General features: G+C 72.0%; 18 protein-coding genes. 9 read left to right on the top strand and 9 right to left on the bottom strand.

Annotation, left to right across the window (positions count from 1 at the left end; translation table 11 throughout):
- Nucleotides 1–12 precede the first annotated feature (12 nt).
- The 4 genes from IE262_RS02795 to IE262_RS02780 all read right to left on the bottom strand — a co-directional run bounded on the left by IE262_RS02795 (nt 13) and on the right by IE262_RS02780 (nt 4,746).
- Nucleotides 13–2,460, bottom strand: a complete 2,448-nt coding sequence (locus IE262_RS02795) for a right-handed parallel beta-helix repeat-containing protein (protein ID WP_166681555.1) — start codon at nt 2,458–2,460, stop codon at nt 13–15.
- Nucleotides 2,461–2,619: 159 nt separating this feature from the next.
- The gene (locus IE262_RS02790) at nt 2,620–3,225 is read right to left on the bottom strand and encodes an Rv1733c family protein (RefSeq protein ID WP_189871001.1); all 606 of its coding nucleotides are present in this window, start codon (nt 3,223–3,225) and stop codon (nt 2,620–2,622) included.
- Nucleotides 3,226–3,436: 211 nt separating this feature from the next.
- Nucleotides 3,437–4,261 carry an MOSC domain-containing protein gene (locus tag IE262_RS02785; protein ID WP_189870999.1) on the bottom strand — a complete coding sequence of 275 codons (825 nt, stop codon included), beginning with the start codon at nt 4,259–4,261 and terminating at the stop codon, nt 3,437–3,439.
- 44 nt (nt 4,262–4,305) lie between these two features.
- Nucleotides 4,306–4,746: a DUF6643 family protein gene (locus IE262_RS02780; RefSeq protein ID WP_134030349.1), complete on the bottom strand. Its 441-nt coding sequence runs from the start codon at nt 4,744–4,746 to the stop codon at nt 4,306–4,308.
- A gap of 299 nt (nt 4,747–5,045) precedes the next feature.
- Here IE262_RS02780 and IE262_RS02775 point away from each other — a divergent pair, with 299 nt between their 5' ends.
- Nucleotides 5,046–6,326, top strand: coding sequence for a TerD family protein (locus IE262_RS02775; protein ID WP_189870996.1), 1,281 nt, complete (start codon nt 5,046–5,048; stop codon nt 6,324–6,326).
- Between the two features lie 31 nt (nt 6,327–6,357).
- Here the strand turns inward: IE262_RS02775 and IE262_RS02770 are convergent, their stop codons facing one another.
- Nucleotides 6,358–7,527 (bottom strand): glycosyltransferase, encoded by a 1,170-nt coding sequence (locus IE262_RS02770; RefSeq protein ID WP_189870994.1) that lies wholly within the window; start codon nt 7,525–7,527, stop codon nt 6,358–6,360.
- Between the two features lie 73 nt (nt 7,528–7,600).
- On the opposite strand from IE262_RS02770, the gene IE262_RS02765 reads away from it, so the two are divergent.
- Both IE262_RS02765 and IE262_RS02760 read left to right on the top strand, forming a co-directional pair.
- The gene (locus IE262_RS02765) at nt 7,601–8,374 is read left to right on the top strand and encodes a glutamate racemase (RefSeq protein WP_166681554.1); all 774 of its coding nucleotides are present in this window, start codon (nt 7,601–7,603) and stop codon (nt 8,372–8,374) included.
- 84 nt (nt 8,375–8,458) lie between these two features.
- Nucleotides 8,459–9,019, top strand: a complete 561-nt coding sequence (locus tag IE262_RS02760; RefSeq protein ID WP_134030337.1) for a hypothetical protein — start codon at nt 8,459–8,461, stop codon at nt 9,017–9,019.
- A 9-nt stretch (nt 9,020–9,028) separates the two neighbouring features.
- Here IE262_RS02760 and IE262_RS02755 read toward each other — a convergent pair whose 3' ends face one another.
- Nucleotides 9,029–10,108: an O-antigen ligase family protein gene (locus IE262_RS02755; protein WP_189870990.1), complete on the bottom strand. Its 1,080-nt coding sequence runs from the start codon at nt 10,106–10,108 to the stop codon at nt 9,029–9,031.
- A 204-nt stretch (nt 10,109–10,312) separates the two neighbouring features.
- On the opposite strand from IE262_RS02755, the gene lnt reads away from it, so the two are divergent.
- From lnt to IE262_RS02735, 4 genes are all read left to right on the top strand, one after another.
- Nucleotides 10,313–11,926, top strand: coding sequence for an apolipoprotein N-acyltransferase (gene lnt / locus IE262_RS02750; RefSeq protein ID WP_189870988.1), 1,614 nt, complete (start codon nt 10,313–10,315; stop codon nt 11,924–11,926).
- Between the two features lie 66 nt (nt 11,927–11,992).
- Complete coding sequence (locus IE262_RS02745; RefSeq protein ID WP_134030326.1) at nt 11,993–12,466, top strand: NUDIX hydrolase; 474 nt, start codon at nt 11,993–11,995, stop codon at nt 12,464–12,466.
- A gap of 60 nt (nt 12,467–12,526) precedes the next feature.
- Nucleotides 12,527–13,327, top strand: a complete 801-nt coding sequence (locus tag IE262_RS02740) for a 3-hydroxybutyrate dehydrogenase (RefSeq protein WP_189870986.1) — start codon at nt 12,527–12,529, stop codon at nt 13,325–13,327.
- A 100-nt stretch (nt 13,328–13,427) separates the two neighbouring features.
- The gene (locus IE262_RS02735; RefSeq protein WP_134030320.1) at nt 13,428–15,341 is read left to right on the top strand and encodes a helix-turn-helix domain-containing protein; all 1,914 of its coding nucleotides are present in this window, start codon (nt 13,428–13,430) and stop codon (nt 15,339–15,341) included.
- A 26-nt stretch (nt 15,342–15,367) separates the two neighbouring features.
- Here IE262_RS02735 and IE262_RS02730 read toward each other — a convergent pair whose 3' ends face one another.
- The gene (locus IE262_RS02730; RefSeq protein WP_134030317.1) at nt 15,368–16,747 is read right to left on the bottom strand and encodes an MFS transporter; all 1,380 of its coding nucleotides are present in this window, start codon (nt 16,745–16,747) and stop codon (nt 15,368–15,370) included.
- Between the two features lie 275 nt (nt 16,748–17,022).
- Here IE262_RS02730 and IE262_RS02725 point away from each other — a divergent pair, with 275 nt between their 5' ends.
- On the top strand, nt 17,023–17,667 hold the full coding sequence (locus tag IE262_RS02725; protein ID WP_189870984.1) for a DUF998 domain-containing protein: 645 nt from the start codon (nt 17,023–17,025) through the stop codon (nt 17,665–17,667).
- Here the strand turns inward: IE262_RS02725 and IE262_RS02720 are convergent.
- Nucleotides 17,615–18,019, bottom strand: coding sequence for a DUF5997 family protein (locus tag IE262_RS02720; protein WP_189870982.1), 405 nt, complete (start codon nt 18,017–18,019; stop codon nt 17,615–17,617). The genes IE262_RS02725 and IE262_RS02720 overlap by 53 nt on opposite strands.
- Nucleotides 18,020–18,115: 96 nt before the next feature.
- Between IE262_RS02720 and IE262_RS02715 the strand changes: the two genes are divergently transcribed.
- A complete protein-coding gene (locus IE262_RS02715) occupies nt 18,116–18,892 on the top strand; it encodes a LysR family substrate-binding domain-containing protein (protein WP_134030308.1) in 777 nt (258 codons plus the stop codon).
- A 115-nt stretch (nt 18,893–19,007) separates the two neighbouring features.
- Here IE262_RS02715 and IE262_RS02710 read toward each other — a convergent pair whose 3' ends face one another.
- Entirely contained in the window at nt 19,008–20,462 is a 1,455-nt protein-coding gene (locus tag IE262_RS02710) for a glyceraldehyde-3-phosphate dehydrogenase (protein WP_189870980.1), read from the bottom strand.
- Nucleotides 20,463–20,584: the final 122 nt, after the last annotated feature.

The following is a 20,584-nucleotide window of genomic DNA, read 5'->3' as shown; positions in this document are numbered from 1 at the left end:
CGTGCCACGCCGTCAGGGCAGCTCCGGCAGGTCCTCCGGGTACAGCAGGGTGAGGTCGTCCGTGCTCGGCTCGGCGACCTGCGCGACGCGGCCCGCGTGGCGCTCGACCATCCCCTCGAAGGTCTGGCGCGCGGTGCGGCCGTTGCCGAACGTCGGCCCCTTGGGGATCGTCGTGAAGTACTTCAGCAGGGCCTCCGAGGCGCCCGGGCCCAGCCGGTACTCGTGCTCCTCGGCCTGCTGCTCGACGATCCGCAGCAACTCCTCGGGCCCGTAGTCACCGAACCTGATGGTTCGTGAGAAACGGGACGCGACACCGGGGTTGATGGAAAGGAACCGTTCCATCTCGGCCGTGTAACCCGCGACGATCACCACGACCGCGTCCCGGTGGTCCTCCATCAGCTTCACCAGTGTGTCGATGGCCTCACGCCCGAAGTCGCGGCCCGAGTCCTCCGGTGACAGCGCGTACGCCTCGTCGATGAACAGCACTCCGCCGCGCGCCCGGTCGAACGCCTCCTGTGTGCGGATCGCCGTGGAGCCGATGTGCTCGCCGACCAGGTCGACCCGGGACACCTCGACGAGGTGCCCCTTCTCCAGGACGCCCAGGGAGGCAAGGATCTCGCCGTACAGGCGGGCGACCGTCGTCTTGCCGGTGCCCGGGGAGCCGGTGAAGACCAGGTGGCGCCGGGCGGAGGCCGCCTTGAGGCCCGCCTGCTGACGGCGCCGGCCCACCTCGATCATGTCCGTGAGGGCCCGCACCTCGCGTTTGACGCTGTCCAGGCCCACCAGCGCGTCGAGTTCGCCCAGCACGTCCTCCGACGTCCGTGCGGGCCGCTCGGGTTCAGGGGCAGCCGCGACGAACGGCTCCTGCTCGGTGGTGCGCTGGCCGGGGATCGCCCCCAGCAGGCCGGGGGACTGGCTCGCGGTCTGCACCGCGGTCTCCCGCGCCGCCGGGGCCGCCGGAGGCCGCACCCCGGCGCTCTCGTCGCTCGTGCAGTCCTCCACCACGGGCCCGCCGCCCGCGTCGCCGGGGCCGCCGTCCGCGAACTCGTATCCCCCGCGCGCACAGCGCTCCGTACGGCACTTCCGCAGCGTCGTACGGCAGCCGTCGATCACGTGGAAGCCGTAGCCGCCGCTGCCCGTCACCCGGCAGCCCACGAAGCTGCCGCGGCCCTCGGCCGAGACGTAGAAACCGGCCTCCGCGGGCGAGGTGACCGTGCAGCGCTCGATGGTGGGGTCGGCGCCCTTGGTGACGATCACGCCCGTCTGCGTGCCGTCCACGGTGCAGCCGGACAGCGTGCCGCCGCTGCCGTGGTCACGGAACCAGGCGCCCGTCGCGGCCTCCCGGATCCGGCAGTCGTCCAGCTGCGCGGTCGCACCGTCGCTGACGGACACGGCCGTGTTGCGGACCTGCGAGAGGTCGCTGTCGACGACGTCCGCGCGCGAGCCGCGGTCCAGGACGAACAGGGCGTCGGGCACGTCGTGCACGCGGCACGACTCCAGCACGGCCGTCGCGCCGTCACTGACCCAGACCGCCGGATAGTCACCGGTGCTGTCGTGGATCTCGCACTGGTTCGCGTCCACGCGCGTGCCCGGGTCCCATACCGACAGGCCGTTGCGCCCGAACCGCCGTACGGTCGTGCGTGTCAGCGTGAGTACGGAGCGGGAGCGCAGGTCGATCGCGTTCTCCGGGATGTCGTGGATACGGCAGTCGGCGAGCGTGAGTACGGCGTCCGTGTCCAAGGTGACCCCGTCCGCGCTGGTCCGGTGCACATCGCAGTCCGTGAGGTGTGCGGTGGCCCGCCCGGTGATCTGCACTCCGGAGCCCCGGACCTCGTACACCTCGCAACCGACCGCCTCCAGCGAGGAGTTCTCACCGGTCGCGGACAGGCCCACGCCCGAGGCGTGGTGCACCCGGCAGCGCTCGAAGCGCGGGTGGGCGCCCGAGCGGACGGCGACGGCCGCCTGCCCGGCCGCCACGACCTCGCACTCCTCGAACACTCCGCTGCCGCCGTCCACCACGGCGATGCCGATTCCGGCCGGATTGTCGACCGTGCAGCGGCGCACCGTCGGACGCGCCTCGCCGCGGACCTCGATGCCGGCCGCGGACCGTGTCACGATCCGCACGTCCAGAAGTTCCGGCACGCCGCTCTCGACGAGCAGGGCGGGCGCGGCCGAGTCCTGGCCCTCCACGTGCAGGTCCTGCACCACCGCGGAGGCCCGCACGGTCAGCGGCACCCCGTCCACCGGGGCGATGCGCACGGAGCCCGGGGAGCCCTCGGGGCCCCGCAGGGTCACGGACCGCTCCAGCACGAGATTCTCCCGGTACGTACCGGGAGCGATGGTGAGCACGTCGCCGTCGCTCGCGGCCTCCAGAGCCGCGGCGAGCGAAGCGTACTCACCTGTGCGGCGCCGCCACCTCGATGTTCCGGTGTGCGTCACCTGGACCGTGCCCTGTGCCATGGCGCTGCTGTGCCCCCACCTCGTGGTACTCATGGCTCGTTCGCCTTCGGGGCGCTCCAGCCCCGACGGCTCCCTCGCACGCGGGTCGTCTGCCGAACAGTTCGGCCGGTCCACCGTAGCGTGCGCGAGGACGGGTGGTTGACCAGAGCAGCAAGGCCGTCAGCTGCCCGTGCCCGTCCTGCCCCAGTCCGGGCCCGCCTTGTCCCATGCCTGATCCCAACGGGCGTACCTACGGCGGACCATGCGCCAGACGATCAGCCGCCGGGCTCCCTCCACACACCCCACAACCAGCACCGCGGAGCCGAAACCGGCCAGCACCGCATGCGTCCTGGCCGTGGCGGAGTCCAGTGGGCGGCCCACTATTCGGCCTTGCTCGTCGGTCCACAGCTTGAAGCGATCACCGGGGTGCGGGTCTCTGAGGCCCGCCGGTACCGTGCCGTGCCGCTCGGTGCCGTCCGGGGCGGTCCAGTCGGCGACCACACGGCTGCTTCGGTCACGGGCGGTCGCCGTCTCGGGGTCCGGATCCAGGGGCGAGGTGCCGGCCTTCTTGACGACGGTGGCCGTCACCTGGTGCCGGGCCTGGCGCTGTTCCCTCACGGACTGCTGCAGGGCGTCCTGCGCGGCGGACCCGACGACGGCGCCGATCACCGGCGCGGCCACGAGGATCAGCACGAGGGCGGCGAGGGCCAGCCAGGCCTCGACCAGATCCGTCGTGCGGCGCAGCGGATTGTGCCGCCAGCGCCAGAGTCCACCGATTGCCCGCACCGTCCCGCACCCCCTTCCGCGTCCGTGGTAACCCCAGTTGGAGCCGTCCACGCGGGTCCCCGGCGAAGAGAGAGCGAAATCACCCTTCCCCGAGTTCTCTCATGAACTTCTCACAAAATCCCAACGAACGTGAACCTGGCCGGTGTTCCCCACATCAAGTGATTCCAGGAACGAGATCTTGCCGCCCGGCCCGCTCGGGGCCCGGCCGGGCCTATGCGAGGACGCGCACCGGGTCGCCGATCCGGACCGTACCGACGGATTCCGGAACGAGGTTCTGGCCGAAGACCAGCTTGTCGCCGAACCGGCGATGGCGGCCGAGGGTGCGCAGCGGCTCCCGGCCGCGCTCGGCGGTGCCCTGGCCGGTGGTGGTCACCACGCATCGCCCGCACATCTTGGCCACCCGGAAGGTGACCTCGCCGATCGCGATCCGCCGCCAGTCGTCCTCGGCCCAGGCGCCGGTACCCGACACGACCACGTTCGGCCGGAACCGGTTCATCGGCAGCGGGCCCTCGTCGGGGTGGTCGCCCTGCGCGATCAGGGAGTTGAGGGCGTCGAGCGAGGCCAGCGTGGTGAGCAGCAGCGGATACCCGTCGGCGAAGCTGACGGTCTCACCGGGACGGGCGTACTCCGGATCGATGGGGCGGCGGGTGGCCGGGTCGTCGAGGTGCACGAGACGCACGTCGAGCCCCAGGAAGTCGCTGAACCAGGCGTGCGCCGCGGAGTCGGCGAGGACCCCCTCCACCTTGTCCCGCCAGATCTCGACCGTGGTCGTGCCGGCCGGCTCGGGCACCGTGACGGTCAGCGGCTCGCGGCCGGGCGCGGAGAACACGAGGCCGCCGCCGGGCATCGGCTCGGCGGCGGCCAGCGCCATGCGCGGATGGGGGCGTTGCGAGATGAACCTGCCCGCCTCGTCGACCAGCACCCAGCGCCGGTCCCCCGCCAGCCCCCAGGGCTCCACCACGGCCTCGTGGGGCGCGACGCCCCGGGCCGCCTTCAGCGGGTGGACATGGATCGAGTGCAGCGACGGATTCCCCATGGGGCCATCCTGCCAGCAGGCACGGACAGCCCCGCGCGGGCGCCTCAGTATCCGCGGTACTGCTGACCGTTGTACGGGTCCTGGTACGGGGCGGACTGCGCCGGGCGCGGAGCCGCCGGGCGCATCGCCTCGTAGCCCGTGCCGCTCGCCGCCGGGCGCGGCGGCTGCGGCTGCGTGCCCGGGTACCCGCGCGGAGCCGCGGCCTGCTGAGGGACGTACGCCGCCGGCGCCTGCTGCAGCGGCGAGGGCTGCTGGGCCGGCGGATAGCCGTACGAGGGAGCCGACTGCGACGGGCCGGCCGGCAGGGCGGGGAGCGCCGACGGCAGCGCGGGCAGGTTGCTGCCCGGCGTGTCGTACGCCGCGGGGACCCGGATCGGGGCGATCTGCGGGGTGCCCCGCTCGGCCACGAGAGAGTCGTAGATGGGCGTGTCGCCGAAGGACGAGGCGGAGTAGTAGCCGCCGCCATAGGAGCGGGGGGAGGTCATGGCACATAAGTTAAGCCCACGATGTGCTGGTTGGGGAGACCGATAAGAGGGTTGTTTTCCGCGTGGGCAGTGACTCCGGATCCCCAATGCGAGCGAACGCGGCGAAAAGGGGCAGCGACGACAACGACATTCTTGTAAAAGCCGAGTTCCGGGCGGGTTACCGGCGGGTTGGGCTCCGCCTCTTCCTGTACGGCTTCTGGGGGTTGACGACCCCGAGGGAATAGGTTTGGCCCGAACGGATCGGACTGCCCAGGGCACGGCCCGGTGGTGAGCAGGCAAGCATGGGGGCGAAGATGTCAATGCCCAAGGGATCGAATGTCGCGGTGCCGACGACCGTGCTACGCATCGAACTGGGCTGGCGTGCAGGCCCGGCCGTGCCCGACGCGGACGCCTCGGCGCTCCTGCTGGTCTCCGGAAAAGTGCGCTCCGACGCGGACTTCGTCTTCTACAACCAGCCCGCGCACCCCTCGGGCGCGGTCCGTCACGAGGGCAAACGCACCGCGGGCGGCCAGGTGACCGACACCCTGCTCGTCGAACTCGCGCGCGTGGAGCCCGCCGTCGAGACCGTGGTACTCGCCGCCTCCGCCGACGGCGGCTCCTTCGGACAGGTGCCGGGCCTGTACATCCGCGTGGTCGACGACCGCAGCGGCACCGAGGTCGCGCGCTATGACAGCACCGACGCGAGCGTGGAGACCGCGTTCGTCCTGGGCGAGCTCTACCGCCGCCAGGGCGCCTGGAAGTTCCGGGCCGTCGGGCAGGGTTACAGCAGCGGGCTCGAAGGACTGGCGACGGACTTCGGTATCACCGTCGACGAACCGCCCCACGCGCCGCCGGCGGTCCCCCTCGCCCCGCCCGCCACCACGCCGTCCCCCATGGCCCCGCCCGTCACCGTGCCGCCGCCGGTGAACGCCCCTCCACCGCCCGCCGCGCCCCCGAGCCCGGTCCGCCTGACCAAGGTCACCCTGACGAAGGCGGCCCCGGCGGTCTCCCTGACCAAGCAGGGCGGAACATCGGGCGCCATGCGCGTGAACCTGAACTGGCAGGTGCGCAAGCAGTTCACCGGGTGGGCCGCCAAACTGGGCCGGCCGGTCGCCATGCACGCGGATCTCGACCTCGACCTGTGCGCCCTCTACGAGCTGTCCGACGGCCGCAAGGGCGTGATCCAGTCACTCGGCAACGCCTTCGGCGCGCTGCACCAGCCGCCGTACATCCACCTCGACGGCGACGACCGCACCGGAGCCGCCACGAGCGGCGAGAACCTCACCATCAACCTCGACCACCAGCACGCCTTCCGGCGCATCCTCATCTTCGTGACCATCTACGAAGGCGCCCGCTCCTTCGCCGACCTGCACGCCACGGTCACCCTCCAGCCGCAGCACGGCGCGGCCGTCGACTTCTCCCTGGACGAGTGCACGGTCCCCTCCACGGTGTGCGCGCTCGCCCTGATCACCCACCAGAACGGCGACCTGGTCGTCCACCGCGAGGCCCGTTACCTGGTCCCCGAGCGGGGGGTCAGCCCGCAGCGCACGGTCGACCACGCCTACAACTGGGGCATGAACTGGACCCCGGGCCGGAAGTGACCGTGGGCAGAAGAGAACAGGACAGGACGGCTCACCGCTGCTCAGGAGCGGGCCGCGCGTACGTACGTCCCTTCCAGGCCGCGCCCCGCCCCCGGTAGTGCTGCACCGCGGAGTCGACCGTCATGAAGAGGTACAGCAGCGCGGTGAACGGCAGCAGCGGAGCCAGCCCGAGCGGCTGCCGGTAGTAGCGGAGCATCGGCACGTACGTCGCCGCCATCAGCAGCCACGCGAGCCCTCCGGCGACCGCCGCCGCCGTGCTCCCCGTGACCAGACCCACGACGAACGCCACCGGCGGCACCAGATAGACCACGGCGAGGCCGAGCACCGTACCGAGCAACAGCAGCGGATTGTGCCGCAGTTGGGCGTAGGCACTGCGCGAGACCATGCGCCACAGGTCATGCAGCCGCGGATACGGACGCACACTGTCCACACGGTCCGCCAGCCCCAGCCAGATGTGGCCGCCGCTGCCCTTGACCGCCTTCGCGAGGGCCACGTCGTCGATGACGGCCTGCCGGATGGCGTCCGGGACACCGGCGCGCTCGGCGGCGTCCGTCCGCAGCAGCACGCACCCGCCGGCCGCCGCCGCCGTCCGCGAGCCCCGCACGCCGACCCGGCGGAACGGGTAGAGCTGCGCGAAGAAGTAGACGAAGGCCGGCACGACGAGCCGCTCCCACGGGCGCTCCACGCGCAGCCGGGCCATCTGCGACACCAGGTCGAAGCCGCCGGTGCGCGCCGCGGCCACCAACTCCCGCAGGCTGTCCGGGACGTGCGCGATGTCCGCGTCCGTCAGCAACAGGAACTCGGGCCCACGCGCGCGTGCCAGCCCGATTCCGTGCCGTACGGCCCAGAGCTTGCCCGTCCAGCCCGCGGGCGGCTCGCCCGGAGAGGAGACGGTCAGCGGCAGCCCGCCGTGCCGTCGCGCGAGGTCCCGCGCCAGTTCCCCCGTGCCGTCCGCGCTGCCGTCGTCCACGAGGAAGACCTCCGCGTGCCCCGGATAGTCCTGTGTCAGCAGTGAGGGCAGGCTCACGGGCAGCACGGCCGCCTCGTCCCGCGCGGGGACGACGACACAGACCGACGGCCACACGTCCGGCTCCCCGCGCGGCGGCAGGCGCACGTCCGTACGCCAGAAGAAGCCCTGGCCGAGGAGCAGCCACAGCCAGGCGGCCAGTGATCCGGCAGCGGTCCACACGACGGCACTCATCGCTCGCAGTCTGCCCCACTGGAAGGGGCCGTCGAGACGGATCGTCTATGGTGACCGGGTGAAGATCGCGCTCATGGACTCCGGAATCGGACTGCTTCCCGCTGCCGCCGCGGTCCGCCGCCTGCGGCCTGACGCGGATCTCGTGCTCTCCTCCGACCCGGACGGCATGCCCTGGGGACCGCGCACCCCCGAGGACCTCACGGTGCGCGCCCTCGCCGTCGCCGAGGCCGCCGCCGCACAGCGGCCCGACGCCCTGATCGTCGGCTGCAACACGGCGTCCGTTCATGCCCTGCCCGCCCTGCGCGCCCGCCTCGAACCGGACCTGCCGGTCATCGGCACGGTTCCCGCGATCAAGCCGGCCGCCGCCGGCGGCGGACCCGTCGCCATCTGGGCCACGCCCGCCACGACCGGCAGCCCCTATCAGCGCGGCCTCATCAGGGAGTTCGCCGACGGAGTGTCCGTCACCGAGGTGCCCTGCCCCGGACTCGCCGAGGCCGTGGAGCGGGCCGACGACACCGCGATCGACGCGGCCGTCGCAGCTGCCGCCGCGCTGACCCCCGATGACGTAAGGGCCGTCGTCCTGGGCTGCACCCATTACGAGCTGGTCGCCGAACGCATCCGTGCGGCCCTGCGGCGCCCCGGACAGCCACCCCTCGTCCTGCACGGCTCGGCCGGGGCCGTCGCCGCCCAGGCGCTGCGCCGGATCGGCGAGCGCCCCGTTCCCGAGGCCTTCGCCGAACCCACCCTCACGGTGATCCTCAGCGGACGCGCGGCCGAACTGCCCGCGTTCGCGCTCACGTACGACGAGGGTCGCCTCCTCCAGGCAGTGAGCCCCGCCGGACGGTGAGCTCCGCACGCCGCCCACGCGCGTGGGAGCGATGACGCTCCGTGACGTGGTGCCCGCGCAGCGGAACCTGAGTAGTCTCGATATATGAGGTACCACCCCCACGGCCAGAGCGGTACCCCCGACGGTTCCGCGCATACCGACGTCTGGACCGGGCGCGCGACCAACCGCGCCCAGTGGCTGCTGTCACTCGGCGGATGCGCCTTCATGGCGCTCGGCATCGAGCTGGCCGTCGACTCCGCGTGGACGTCGGGCATCGCCCCGCTCGCCATGTCGGTCGTCGGCTGCATCGCGGTGGGGCTGCTGGTCCTGTTCGGCACGCTCGCGTTCGTCCACGTCGCCGTGAAGGTCGACAAGGAGTGTCTCGAAGTGCGCTGCGGGCATATCGGTCTGCCGCGCCGCCGCATCCCCCTCTCCCAGGTGGCAGGTGCCGACTTCGCGCCGCGGGTCACGCCCCGCCACTGGGGCGGCTGGGGCTACCGCTGGCGGCCCGAGAAAGGCACGGCCGTCATCGTCCGGCGCGGCGAGGGGCTCGTGCTGCGCCTCTGGGACGGCCACACGTTCACGATCACGGTGGACGACGCCGAGTCGGCCGTACGGGTCATCCGCGACCGGCTGCGCCCGGCATCGTCCGGGGCGACGCGCTGACCCGATCCGTCAGGGGGCCGGCTGATCACCGGACACTGACGGATCAGCCTCGGGCCGCGCCCCCGCCTCAGCGAGGGGCCGTGCCGTCGCGATCCCCGCGAGCAGTCCCGCGCCCGCCGTCACCGTGGTGAAGCTCAGCGCGTTCCCTACCGCGGCGACGGCCGCCAGCGCGGTCAGCGCCGCGCCCGCCGTGAGGACGACCGGCGCGGGGCGGGCGGCCCGCCACAGCGCGTACAGCACCCAGCAGAACACCGTGGCCAGCAGAGCCACGCCGATGACGCCCTGCTCGGCCGCCAGCTGGAACGGCGCGGAGTGCGGCTTGCCGTCGTGTGCCACCGCCCGCGCGAGTGCCGGGCTGAGGTGCTCGAAGTTCCCCGGACCCACACCGAGCACCGGTTCCCGACGGGCCATGTCCAGCGCGTCACGCCACAGCCGCACCCGATGCGGGCCGAGCCGGTCCTCCAGGGAGACGGCCGGCCCGTCCGGCAGGACGTCCACGGCGACCGCCCAGCTCGTCCCGGCCACCACGGCCGCGGCCACCGCGAGGCCCACGAGCCCCGGACCGGGGCGGCGCACCCGGGCCGCGGCGAGCGACCACAGCAGCACTCCGGCACAGGCCGCACTTCCCACGGTCGAGCCCAGCACGGCCGCGGCCACCGCGATCCCGCCCGCCACCACCCACAGCGCCAGCCGCGCCGGGCCACGGGCCGCCCAGGCCGCACAGCACGCGGCACCGGCCGACAGGGCCAGCAGTGCGGCGGTCGCGCCCGTACGACCGAGCGGGATGATCAGCGGCGAGGCGGCCGGGGTGTGCGGGGCGGTGATCGCGAGACCGAGCCCGGCCAGAGACGCCGCGCAGGGCGCCGCGACCGGCAGGAGCGCCCCGGAGATCCGGCCCGCCGCATACCCCGCGGCCAAGGCCAGCACCGCCAGCAGCACGCCCTCCGGGCGGCCGCCGTGCGCGGTGGCCGTGATCAGCGACCAGGCCGCGACCGCACCGAGCGCGATCACGCCCGTGACGTCCACGACGTCACGTCTCTCACTCGCGGCCGGCGCACCGGCCGCGGACTCCGTACCCGTGGACCCCACCCGTCATCCCCCCGACTGTGACGGGCCCCGACCGCCGTGGCCGGAGCCGGCCGCAGGTCAGAGGCTCGGGCACACCGTAACGGGTGATGTGCCGCTTTGGGGATGAGTAGGGCGGGAGTATCACGACAGATGTGTGGGTGATGCCTCGCCGGGCCGGGCGGACCACGCTGTCCGCGGCGAGGTCGTGCGCCGTAGACTCCCCGAGTGACCGCCACCGCAACATCCGTGGGCGAGCCGGAACAGCTCGACCCCCAGTCCGCGCCCGCATCACGGGCGGCCGGACTGGCGCGCAGGCTCCTTCCCGCCGCCGCGGCCGCGCTCTCCGGAGTGCTGCTGTACGTCAGCTTTCCCCCGCGCACCCTGTGGTGGCTGGCCCTGCCCGCCTTCGCGGTCCTCGGCTGGGTTCTGCGCGGCCGCACCTGGAAAACCGGCTTCGGACTCGGCTACCTCTTCGGGCTTGGATTCCTGCTGCCCCTGCTCGTGTGGACCGGTGTGGAGGTCGGCCCCGTTCCGTGGCTGGCGCTCGCCGTCATCGAGGCGGTGTTCGTCGGGCTCGTCGGCGCGGGAATCGCCGTCGCGTCGAGGCTGCCCGCGGCACCGGTGTGGGCGGCGGCCCTCTGGACCGCGGGTGAGGCGGCACGCGCGCGTGTACCGTTCGGCGGCTTCCCCTGGGGCAAGATCGCCTTCGGGCAGGCCGACGGAGTGTTCCTCCCGCTCGCCGCTCTGGGGGGTACTCCGGTGCTCGGCTTCGCGGTCGTCCTGTGCGGCTTCGGGCTGTACGAGCTCGTGCGCCTGGCCGTCGAGGCGCGGCGCACCCATGCCGTGCGGCGCGCGGCGGCGTCGGTGGCGCTGCTGAGCGTGGCCATGCCCGTGGTGGGGGCTCTCGGGGCCCGCTCCCTGGTGGGCGACACGGCCGAGGACGGCACCGCGACCGTTGCCGTCATTCAGGGCAACGTCCCGCGCGCGGGCCTCGAATTCAACGCCCAGCGGCGGGCCGTGCTCGACCACCACGTGCGCGAGACCGAGCGGCTGGCCGCCGAGGTCAGGGCGGGCAAGGTCCCCCGGCCGGACTTCGTCCTGTGGCCGGAGAACTCCTCCGACATCGACCCCTTCAGGAACCCCGACGCGTACGCCGTCATCGACGGTGCCGCCCGGGCGATCGGCGCCCCCATCTCGGTCGGCGGAGTGGTCGTGAGGGACGGCAAGCTCTACAACGAGCAGATCCTGTGGGACCCGCGCAAGGGTCCCACCGACACCTACGACAAGCGGCAGATACAGCCCTTCGGCGAGTACCTCCCGCTGCGGTCGCTGATCGGCGCCGTCAACAGCGAGTGGACGTCCATGGTCCGCCAGGACTTCAGCCGGGGCAGCCGGCCCGGCGTGTTCACCATGAACGGCACCAAGGTCGGCCTCGTCACCTGCTACGAGGCGGCCTTCGACTGGGCCGTGCGCTCCGAGGTCACCGACGGCGCGCAGCTGATCTCGGTGCCGAGCAACAACGCCACGTTCGACCGCAGCGAGATGACCTACCAGCAGCTGGCCATGTCCCGTGTGCGTGCCGTCGAGCACAGCCGCACGGTCACCGTGCCGGTGACCAGCGGAGTCAGCGCCGTGATCATGCCGGACGGGGAGATCACACAGAAGACGGGCATGTTCGTCGCGGACTCGCTGGTCCAGAAGGTGCCCCTGCGCTCCTCCGAGACTCCCGCGACCCGCCTCGGCGTGCTGCCGGAGACGCTTCTGGTGCTGGTCGCGGCCGGTGGGCTCGGATGGGCCGTCGTGACGGGAGTGCGCCAGCGGCGCGCCGGTGCCGTGTAGCCGTACGCCGGTCGTGCGCGGCCGAATCCGTCAAGGGGCCGCCCACCGGGCCGTTAGGGTCACCTCATGCCTACTCCTGACTTCATCCGCGAACTGCGGACCTCCATCGGTCACCAGCTGCTCTGGCTCCCCGGAGTCACCGCCATCGTCTTCGACGACGAGGGCAGAGTGCTGCTGAACCGCAGGTCGGACACGGGCAAGTGGGCGGTGCTCGGAGGCATCCCGGATCCGGGGGAGCAGCCGGCGGCCTGCGCCGTGCGGGAGGTCTTCGAGGAGACCGGGGTGCGCTGCGTGGCCGAACGGGTCGTCGTCGTCCAGGCCCTGGGCCCCGTGCGGTACGACAACGGCGACGTCTGCCAGTACATGGACACCACGTTCCGCTGCCGGGCCGTCGGTGGGGAGGCGCGCGTCAACGACGACGAGTCGCTCGACGTCGGCTGGTTCGAGATGGCCGCGCTGCCGGAGCTGAACGAGTTCGGGCTGCTCCGGATCAAGCAGGCCATGTCCGATGGCCCCACGTGGTTCGACCCTATGACCTGAGGGAGAAGTGTGGGGGCTGACCATATCGGTCGGGGCGTGAGCGGCGCCTAGGGTCCCCGCATGACCGCGCTCTCCGCCCCTCCGGGTCCCCACACCACCTCACTCGACCTCGGCGGCCGTACCGCCCTCGTCACCGGTGCCGCCGGAGGCATCGGCCGGGCCTGCGCGCTGCGGCTCGCCGACGCCGGAGCCACCGTGCGGGCCGTCGACCGGGACGCCGAGGGCCTGGCCGCACTCGCCGACCGGGCCCGGGGCCTCCCCGGCACCGTCGAACCGCACGTTCTCGACCTCACCGACCTCGACGCGGCCGAACTCGCCGCCGCGGGGACCGATGTCCTCGTCAACAACGCCGGCCTCCAACTGGTCCGCCCCGTCGAGGAGTTCCCGCCCGACGTCTTCCACACCGTGCTGACCGTCATGGTGGAGGCACCCTTCCGGCTCATCCGCGGGGCGCTGCCCCACATGTACGAGCAGGGATGGGGCCGCATCGTCAATGTGTCCTCGGTTCACGGACTGCGCGCCTCCGCGTACAAGTCGGCGTATGTGACCGCCAAACACGGCCTCGAAGGACTCTCGAAGACCGTGGCACTGGAAGGCGCACCCCACGGTGTCACCTCGAACTGTGTGGCCCCCGCCTATGTGCGCACCCCTCTGGTCGAAAAGCAGCTCGCCGACCAGGCACGGGCGCACGGCATCCCCGAAGAGCGGGTGCTGTCCGAGGTGCTGCTGACGGACAGCGCGGTCAAGCGGCTCATCGAGCCGCAGGAGGTGGCGGAGGCGGTGGCGTATCTGTGCGCCCCGCAGGCGTCCTTCGTGACGGGTACGTCCCTGGTCATGGACGGCGGCTGGACCGCACACTGACCAGGGAGTTCCGGGTTGTCCACAGCCGTGCACCCGGCGGGCCGGCCGAGTTGTCCACAGGTCTGGCGGGCGTGTCCATGCGATGGGTAATCCTGTGTCCATGTCCCGCGATCAAGCCCAGTCCCCCGACAGCGTCGAGACACCGTTCCTGGAGCTCCTGGCCAGGGGCGCGTCCGTCGACGCCTACGAGCAGCCGGTGCTCCTCGCCCGCGCCGAGGGCCGGCCGCCCGAGCATGTCGCCGCACTCCAACATGCCCAGCGGCTGGCGCTGCGCGTGCGGTCGGAGATGGAGGGGCGGCGCCGCCGCGAGGCCGAGCTGTCCGCGCTCTTCGAGACCGCGCACGACCTGGCGGGGCTGAGGGACCTCGGCTCCGTACTGCGGGCCATCGTCCAGCGCGCCCGCTCACTGCTGGGCACGGATGTCGCGTACCTCAGTCTGAACGACCCCGACAGGGGCGACACCTACATGCGCGTCACCGAGGGCTCGGTCGCGGCGCGCTTCCAGCAACTGCGGCTCGGCATGGGGGAGGGCCTCGGAGGGCTCGTCGCCCAGACCGCCCGGCCCTATGTCACCGAGGACTACTTCAAGGACGACCGCTTCCAGCACACCCGGACCATCGACGCCGGTGTACGGGACGAGGGGCTGGTGGCCATCCTCGGGGTGCCCCTCATGCTCGGCCCCCATGTCATCGGCGTGCTGTTCGCCGCCGACCGGCGTGAGCGGGTCTTCGAGCGGGAGCAGATCGCCCTGCTGGGTTCGTTCGCCGCCCTCGCGGCGGCCGCCATCGACACCGCGAACCTGCTCACCGAGACCCGCTCGGCCCTCGCCGACCTGGAGCGCGCCAACGAGATCATCCGGGACCGCAGCGGGGTCATCGAGCGCGCCTCGGAGGTCCACGACCGCCTCGCCGAGCTCGTGCTGCGCGGCGGAGGGGTCCACGACGTGGCCGCGGCTGTCTCCCGGGTCCTCGGTGGCACCGTGGAGTTCGCCGAGGAGGGGGCAGCGCCCGGTGCGGCCCTGGAGACGTCCCGCGCCGAGGGCCACGCGGTACGGCACGGGGACGACTGGATCGCCGCCGTGACGGGCGGCGGTGAGCTGCTCGGCGCGCTGGTGCTGCGCGGACACCCGGGTCTCGACCCCGTCGACCAGCGCACCCTGGAGCGCGCCGCCATGGTCACCTCCCTCCTGCTGCTCGCCAGACGTTCGGCTTCCGAGGCCGAACAGCGTGTCCGGGGCGAGCTGTTGGACGACCTGCTCGACGCGCGCGACCGGGACCCGCGGCTGTTGCGTGAGCGGGCGGCCCGGTTGGAGGCCGACCTCGACGCCACCCACGTGGTGCTGGCCGCCCGCCTCGACGGACCGGCGGCCGACGCCGACGAGGAGGCCGCGGCCCGCCGGCGCCTGTGGTCCGCGGCGTCCCACCTCGGGGCCACACGGCACGGACTCGCCTCGGCCCGCGACGGCGGCACCGTCCTGCTGCTGCCCCTCGACGAGGGCGACACGGCCACGGAGCTGGCCCGCCGTACGGCGGGCCTTCTCGGTACGGCCGTCCACGAGGCGGTCACCGTCGGCGCCTCCGCCCCCGTCGAGAACCTCGCCGCCCGCCCGGACGCCGTGGCCGCCGCCTACGCCGAGGGGCTGCGGTGCCTGGAAGCACTGCGACTGCTCGGCCGGACGGGAGACGGCGCCGCCGCCCAGGACTTCGGGTTCCTGGGGCTGCTGCTCGCCGGGGACCGGGACATCCCCGGGTTCGTGGAGCGCACGATCGGCGAGGTCGTCGCGTACGACGAACAGCGCGGTACGGATCTGCTGCGCACCCTCGACGCGTACTTCGCCTGCGGCATGAGCCCGGTTCGTACCAAGGACGCCCTGCATGTGCACGTGAACACCGTCGCCCAGCGGCTGGAGCGGGTGGGGCGGCTGCTCGGCGAGGACTGGCAACGCCCCGACCGCGTGCTGGAGGTCCAACTGGCCCTGAGGCTACGGCGGTTGTCGTCGCCCGCCCCCCGCTGAGAGCGCGGCGGCCCGTGCCACCCGGTTCAGGTGGAGCGGGCGTCCGCGGCGCGGGGCGCGGCCGCCTCCGCGTCGGCCGTCGCCGTGACGTCGGTCAGGTCGCGGTGGCGGGTCTCCTTCGCGGCGCCCACCGCGACGAGGGTCAGCACGGCCGCCGCGATCACGTACAGGGCGATCGGCGTCGAGCTGCCGTAGTCGGCCAGCAGCGCGGTCGCGATGAGCGGGGCGGGTGCGCCCGCCGCGACGGAGGCGAACTGGGCCCCTATGGAGGCGCCCGAGTAGCGCATCCTGGTCGCGAACATCTCGGAGAAGAAGGCCGCCTGCGGGGCGTACATCGCGCCGTGCAGGACGAGGCCCACGGTCACGGCGATGAGCAGGTTGCCGAAACCACCCGTGTCGATGAGCGAGAAGAACGGGAACATCCACAGGCCGACTCCGGCCGCGCCCAGCAGGTACACGGGCCGACGGCCGACCCGGTCGGACAGCGCACCCCAGAGCGGGATGACGGCGAAGTGCACGGCGGACGCGATGAGGACCGCGTTGAGCGCCGTCTGCTTGGAGACCCCGGCCGACGTGGTGGCGTACACGAGGATGAAGGCAGTGATCACGTAGTAGCTGATGTTCTCTGCCATGCGGGCGCCCATGGCGACCAGCACGTCCCGCCAGTGGTGCCGCAGCACGGCGACCAACGGGAGCTTCTCGGTGGCGGCGTCCGCCTTCCGGGCCTCGGCCTGCGCCAGGGCCTGCTGGAAGACGGGTGACTCATCGACGGACAGCCGAATCCACAGACCGACGATCACCAGGACGCCCGAGAGCAGGAACGGGACCCGCCAGCCCCAGGACGTGAAGGCCGCGTCCGACAACAGGGCCGTCAGCAGCGAGAGCACACCGGTGGCGAGGAGCTGCCCGGCGGGCGCCCCGGTCTGCGGCCACGAGGCCCAGAACCCCCGGCGTCGCGCGTCCCCGTGCTCGGACACGAGCAGGACGGCACCGCCCCACTCGCCACCGAGCGCGAAACCCTGCACGAGCCGCAGCACCGTCAGCAGCACGGGCGCCGCCGTCCCGATCGTGGCGTGCGTGGGCAGCAGACCGATCGCGAAGGTCGCCCCGCCCATCAGCAGCAGGCTCAGTACCAGCAGCTTCTTGCGGCCGAGCCGGTCACCGTAGTGCCCGAACACCAGCGCGCCCAGCGGCCGGGCCGCGAACCCCACCGCGTAGGTGAGGAACGACAACAGGGTGCCCACCAGCGGGTCGGAGTCCGGGAAGAAGAGCTTGTTGAAGACGAGCGCGGCGGCGGAACCGTAGAGGAAGAAGTCGTACCACTCGATGGTGGTGCCGATGAGGCTGGCGGTGACGATGCGCTTGAGGTTGGCGGCTGGTGGTGGAGCGGATGATGCTGAGGCCATGTGTGCCACTTCCTCGTGTGCGGTGGGGACGACGGTATGTGTCGGCACACCGTAGGAACTCGCACGTCGGGCACACATGTGGCGGGACAACACAGTTCGGGGGCGGGCTATGCGTCCGTCCCCCATGCTTGCTCGGTGCGGGGCCTCGGCTGACATCACCTGACGGCGTTTCATGGCCGGGCCTCCCGCCTCCTCGCCGAACGGCGGCTCGCTCGGATGCCGCACGCCTGCGTGTGCCCGGCCGGAGGGCCTTTGGGATGTTTTAACTTGTCTTGATGCGACTTGTGCCTAAATGGGCCTTGCTTTCGTCGGGGTGCGCGCCCGTCCTGCTGGTCGGAGGCTGGACGATCGCGGGGTTGCTTGAGGGGCCCGCCTACGACCCGGCCACTCAGACGATCAGCGTGCTGGCGGCCCACGGCGCTGCGGGGTTCTGGGTGATGACCGGAGCGCTGGTCGCTCTGGGGGTCTGCCATCTGCTGACGGCTTGGGGCCTGCGCGCGGCCGCGCTCGCCGGACGTGTGACGCTGGGCGGTGGTGGAGCGTCGGCGCTGGTGGTGGTGTTGGTGCCGGCACCGAGCAGCGGGGGCTCCCTGCGTCACGGTTCGGCTGTCGCGGTCGGATTCGCTCTCCTCGCGGTGTGGCCGGTCCTGGCCGCCCGTCGCGGCACAGCCGCACCGTGGGGGCTGCGGCCCGTGCCGTCCCTCGTGATGACCGCGCTGATGGGCGCCGGCGCGGCATGGTTCCTGATCGAAGTGCATGACCGGGGTGCCATCGGGGTCGCCGAACGCGTGGTGACGTCCGTTCAGTCCCTGTGGCCCTTTGTGGTCGTCGCCTCCTGCCTGCGCCACCAGCCGGGATTCACGGGATTCAGGCGCGCGACTGACGTGTCTGTGGGCCGGGGCCGGCGTTCTTCTCCTTGATGCGTGCGGCTTCCCTGCGAACCTCGGCCTGGGTGGCGCGCTCCTTCTCCAGCCACTCCGGCCGGTCCTTCAGCAGAGCCTCGATCTGCTCGGTGGTGAGAGGGTCCGTGATCCCACCGCGCGCGAGTCCCGAGATGGAGACGCCGAGTTTCGCGGCGACCACCGGACGCGGGTGGGGGCCGTTGCGCCGGAGCTCACGCAGCCACTCGGGAGGGTTGGTCTGGAGCTCGTTCAACTCGGCACGTGAGACGACACCGGCCTGGAACTCGGCCGGGGTGGCCTCAAGGTACACACCCAGCTTCTTCGCCGCGGTCGCGGGCTTCATCGTCTGGGTGGTCTGATGCGACTTCATGGTGTCCAGACTATCCGCACGTTTCCTCGTGCACGGGACCGCCGACCGCGAGACCTTCCCTGCGAGACCCCTGCCTGCGACCGGTAGCCTGGCCCAGTGACAGGTTCGGAAGTTTCCCCTTCGTTCCGGCTCGCGTATGTCCCGGGGGTGACGCCCGCCAAGTGGGTGCGGATCTGGAACGAGCGCCTGCCCGACGTGCCCTTGACCCTCGTCCCCGTGCCGGCCGCGGAGGCAGCGGATGTGCTGCGCGGCGAGGGGGCCGACGCGGCGCTGCTGCGGCTGCCGGTCGACCGTACGGTCTTCAGCGCGATTCCTCTCTACACCGAGACCACGGTGGTGGTCGTCCCCAAGGATCACCTCGCGACAGCCGTCGACGAGGTGTCGGCGGAGGACCTCGCCGACGAAGTCGTGTTCCACCCGCTCGACGATGTCCTCGGCTGGGACCGGCCGCCGGGGCGACCGGCCCTCGAACGCCCCGCCACGACGGCCGACGCCATCGAACTCGTGGCGGCAGGCGTGGGTGTCCTCATCGTCCCCCAGTCGCTGGCCCGCCTGTACCACCGCAGGGATCTCACCTACCGGCCGCTCGTGGACGCCCCCCAGTCGAGCGTCGCGCTCTCGTGGCCCGAGGACGCGACAACCGACCTGGTCGAGGACTTCATCGGGATCGTCCGCGGCCGGACGGTCAACAGCACCCGGGGGCGCACCGCGTCCACAGCACAGCCGGAGCGCAAGAACCCCGACGCGGCCCGCGCACGACGGAAGCCCGCGGCAGCGAACCCGAGCGGCAAGAGGACCAGGAGGACAGGGGGCGGGGCCGGCGGCTCCGGCGGCTCCAGAGGCGGCAAGCGTGGGAGGCCCCGCCACCGGTGAGGCGAACACCCGATCCCGATCGGGATCGGGTGTTCGCCTCACCGCCGTCCCACCTGCCGGGCCACCGCATCGGACACTCTCGGGGAGCGGTCCGCCCGAAGTGACTCCGCCGTGATCAGACCGCCGGGGCCGGGTATGTCGGGTACTCCACTCCGGAGACGTACTGGACGACGCGGATGACCTGGCAGGAGTAGCCGAACTCGTTGTCGTACCAGAGGTAGAGGATCGCGTTGTCGCCGTCGACCTTGGTGGCGCCGGCGTCGACGATCGAGGCGTGCCGCGAGCCGATGAAGTCGCTGGAGACCGCGTCGGGGGCGGTGGTGAAGTCGATCTGGCGTTTGAGCGGCGAGGTCAGCGACACGTCGCGGAGGTGGTCGAGGACCTCCTCGCGGGTGGTCTCGCGCCCGAGTCGCAGGCTGAGGATCGCGATGGACACGTCCGGCACCGGCACGCGGATCGAACTGCCGGTGATCGGCGCCTTGAGCTCGGGCAGCGCCTTGGCGACGGCCGAGGCGGCACCCGTCTCGGTGATGACCATGTTGAGCGGCGCCGAGCGGCCGCGGCGTTCGGCCTTGTGGTAGTTGTCCAGCAGGTTCTGGTCGTTGGTGAACGAGTGGACGGTCTCCACGTGGCCGCGCAGGACGCCGTACTCGTCCGCCATCGCCTTCAGCGGCGGGACGATCGCGTTGGTGGTGCAGGACGCGCAGGACAGGATCTGCTCGTCCGGCTTGATCTTGTCGTGGTTGACGCCATGGACGATGTTCGGGACGTCGCCCTTGCCCGGCGCGGTCAGGACGACCTTGTCGATGCCGGGACGGAGGTGCTTCGACAGGCCCTCGCGGTCGCGCCACTTGCCGGTGTTGTCGATGAGGATGGCGTTCTTGATGCCGTACGCGGTGTAGTCGACCTCCGACGGGTCGCTCGCGTGGATCACCCTGATCGCGTTGCCGTTGGCGATGATCGTGTCGTTCGCCTCGTCGACGGTGATCGTGCCCTGGAACTGGCCGTGGATGGAGTCGCGCCGCAGTAGCGAGGCGCGCTTGACGAGATCCTCGGCGGCCTGGCCACCACCCCCGCGGACGACGATGGCGCGCAGCCGCAGACCGTTGCCGGAGCCCGCCTTCTCTATCAGCAGGCGGGCGACGAGACGGCCGATCCGGCCGAATCCGTACAGGACGACGTCGCGCCCCTCGCCACGCTCGATCTTGTTGGCACCCGTGGCGCCGGCGACCGCCTCGGCGGTGAACTCCCGCACCGAGAGACCGCGGTCGTCGGCACTGTAGGTCGCGGCGAGCATGCCGATGTCGATCTGGGACGGGCCGAGATCGAGCGTGGTGAGCGCCTGCAGAAACGGCAGGGTCTCGGTGACCGACAGTTCCTCACCGGCGATCTGCCGGGCGAAGCGGTGGGTCTTGAGGATGCTGACCACCGACTTGTTCACCAGGGAGCGGCTGTGCAGCAGGACCGTGACGTCCCTCTCGCGGTGCAGCTTCCCGATCATCGGGATCATCGACTCCGCGATCTCCTCGCGGGTATTCCAGTTGGTGAACGAGTCCTCGTTGAGCGTCACTGGCTTCTCTTTCGAGCTAGGCGGCGCTCATATGCTAGCCCCTCGTCGTTTTGACTGTTCAGCGGGGTGCGGTCCCCTCGCCCACCGCGGGTCGGGTGCGGGCGATCGGCCTTGTCCGGTCC

Origin of the sequence: Streptomyces bluensis, from assembly GCF_014650715.1 — a bacterium.
GTDB lineage: Bacteria > Actinomycetota > Actinomycetes > Streptomycetales > Streptomycetaceae > Streptomyces > Streptomyces bluensis.
The sequence above is the reverse complement of the archived record's forward strand: the minus strand, read 5'-3'. Positions and strand labels throughout refer to the sequence as shown.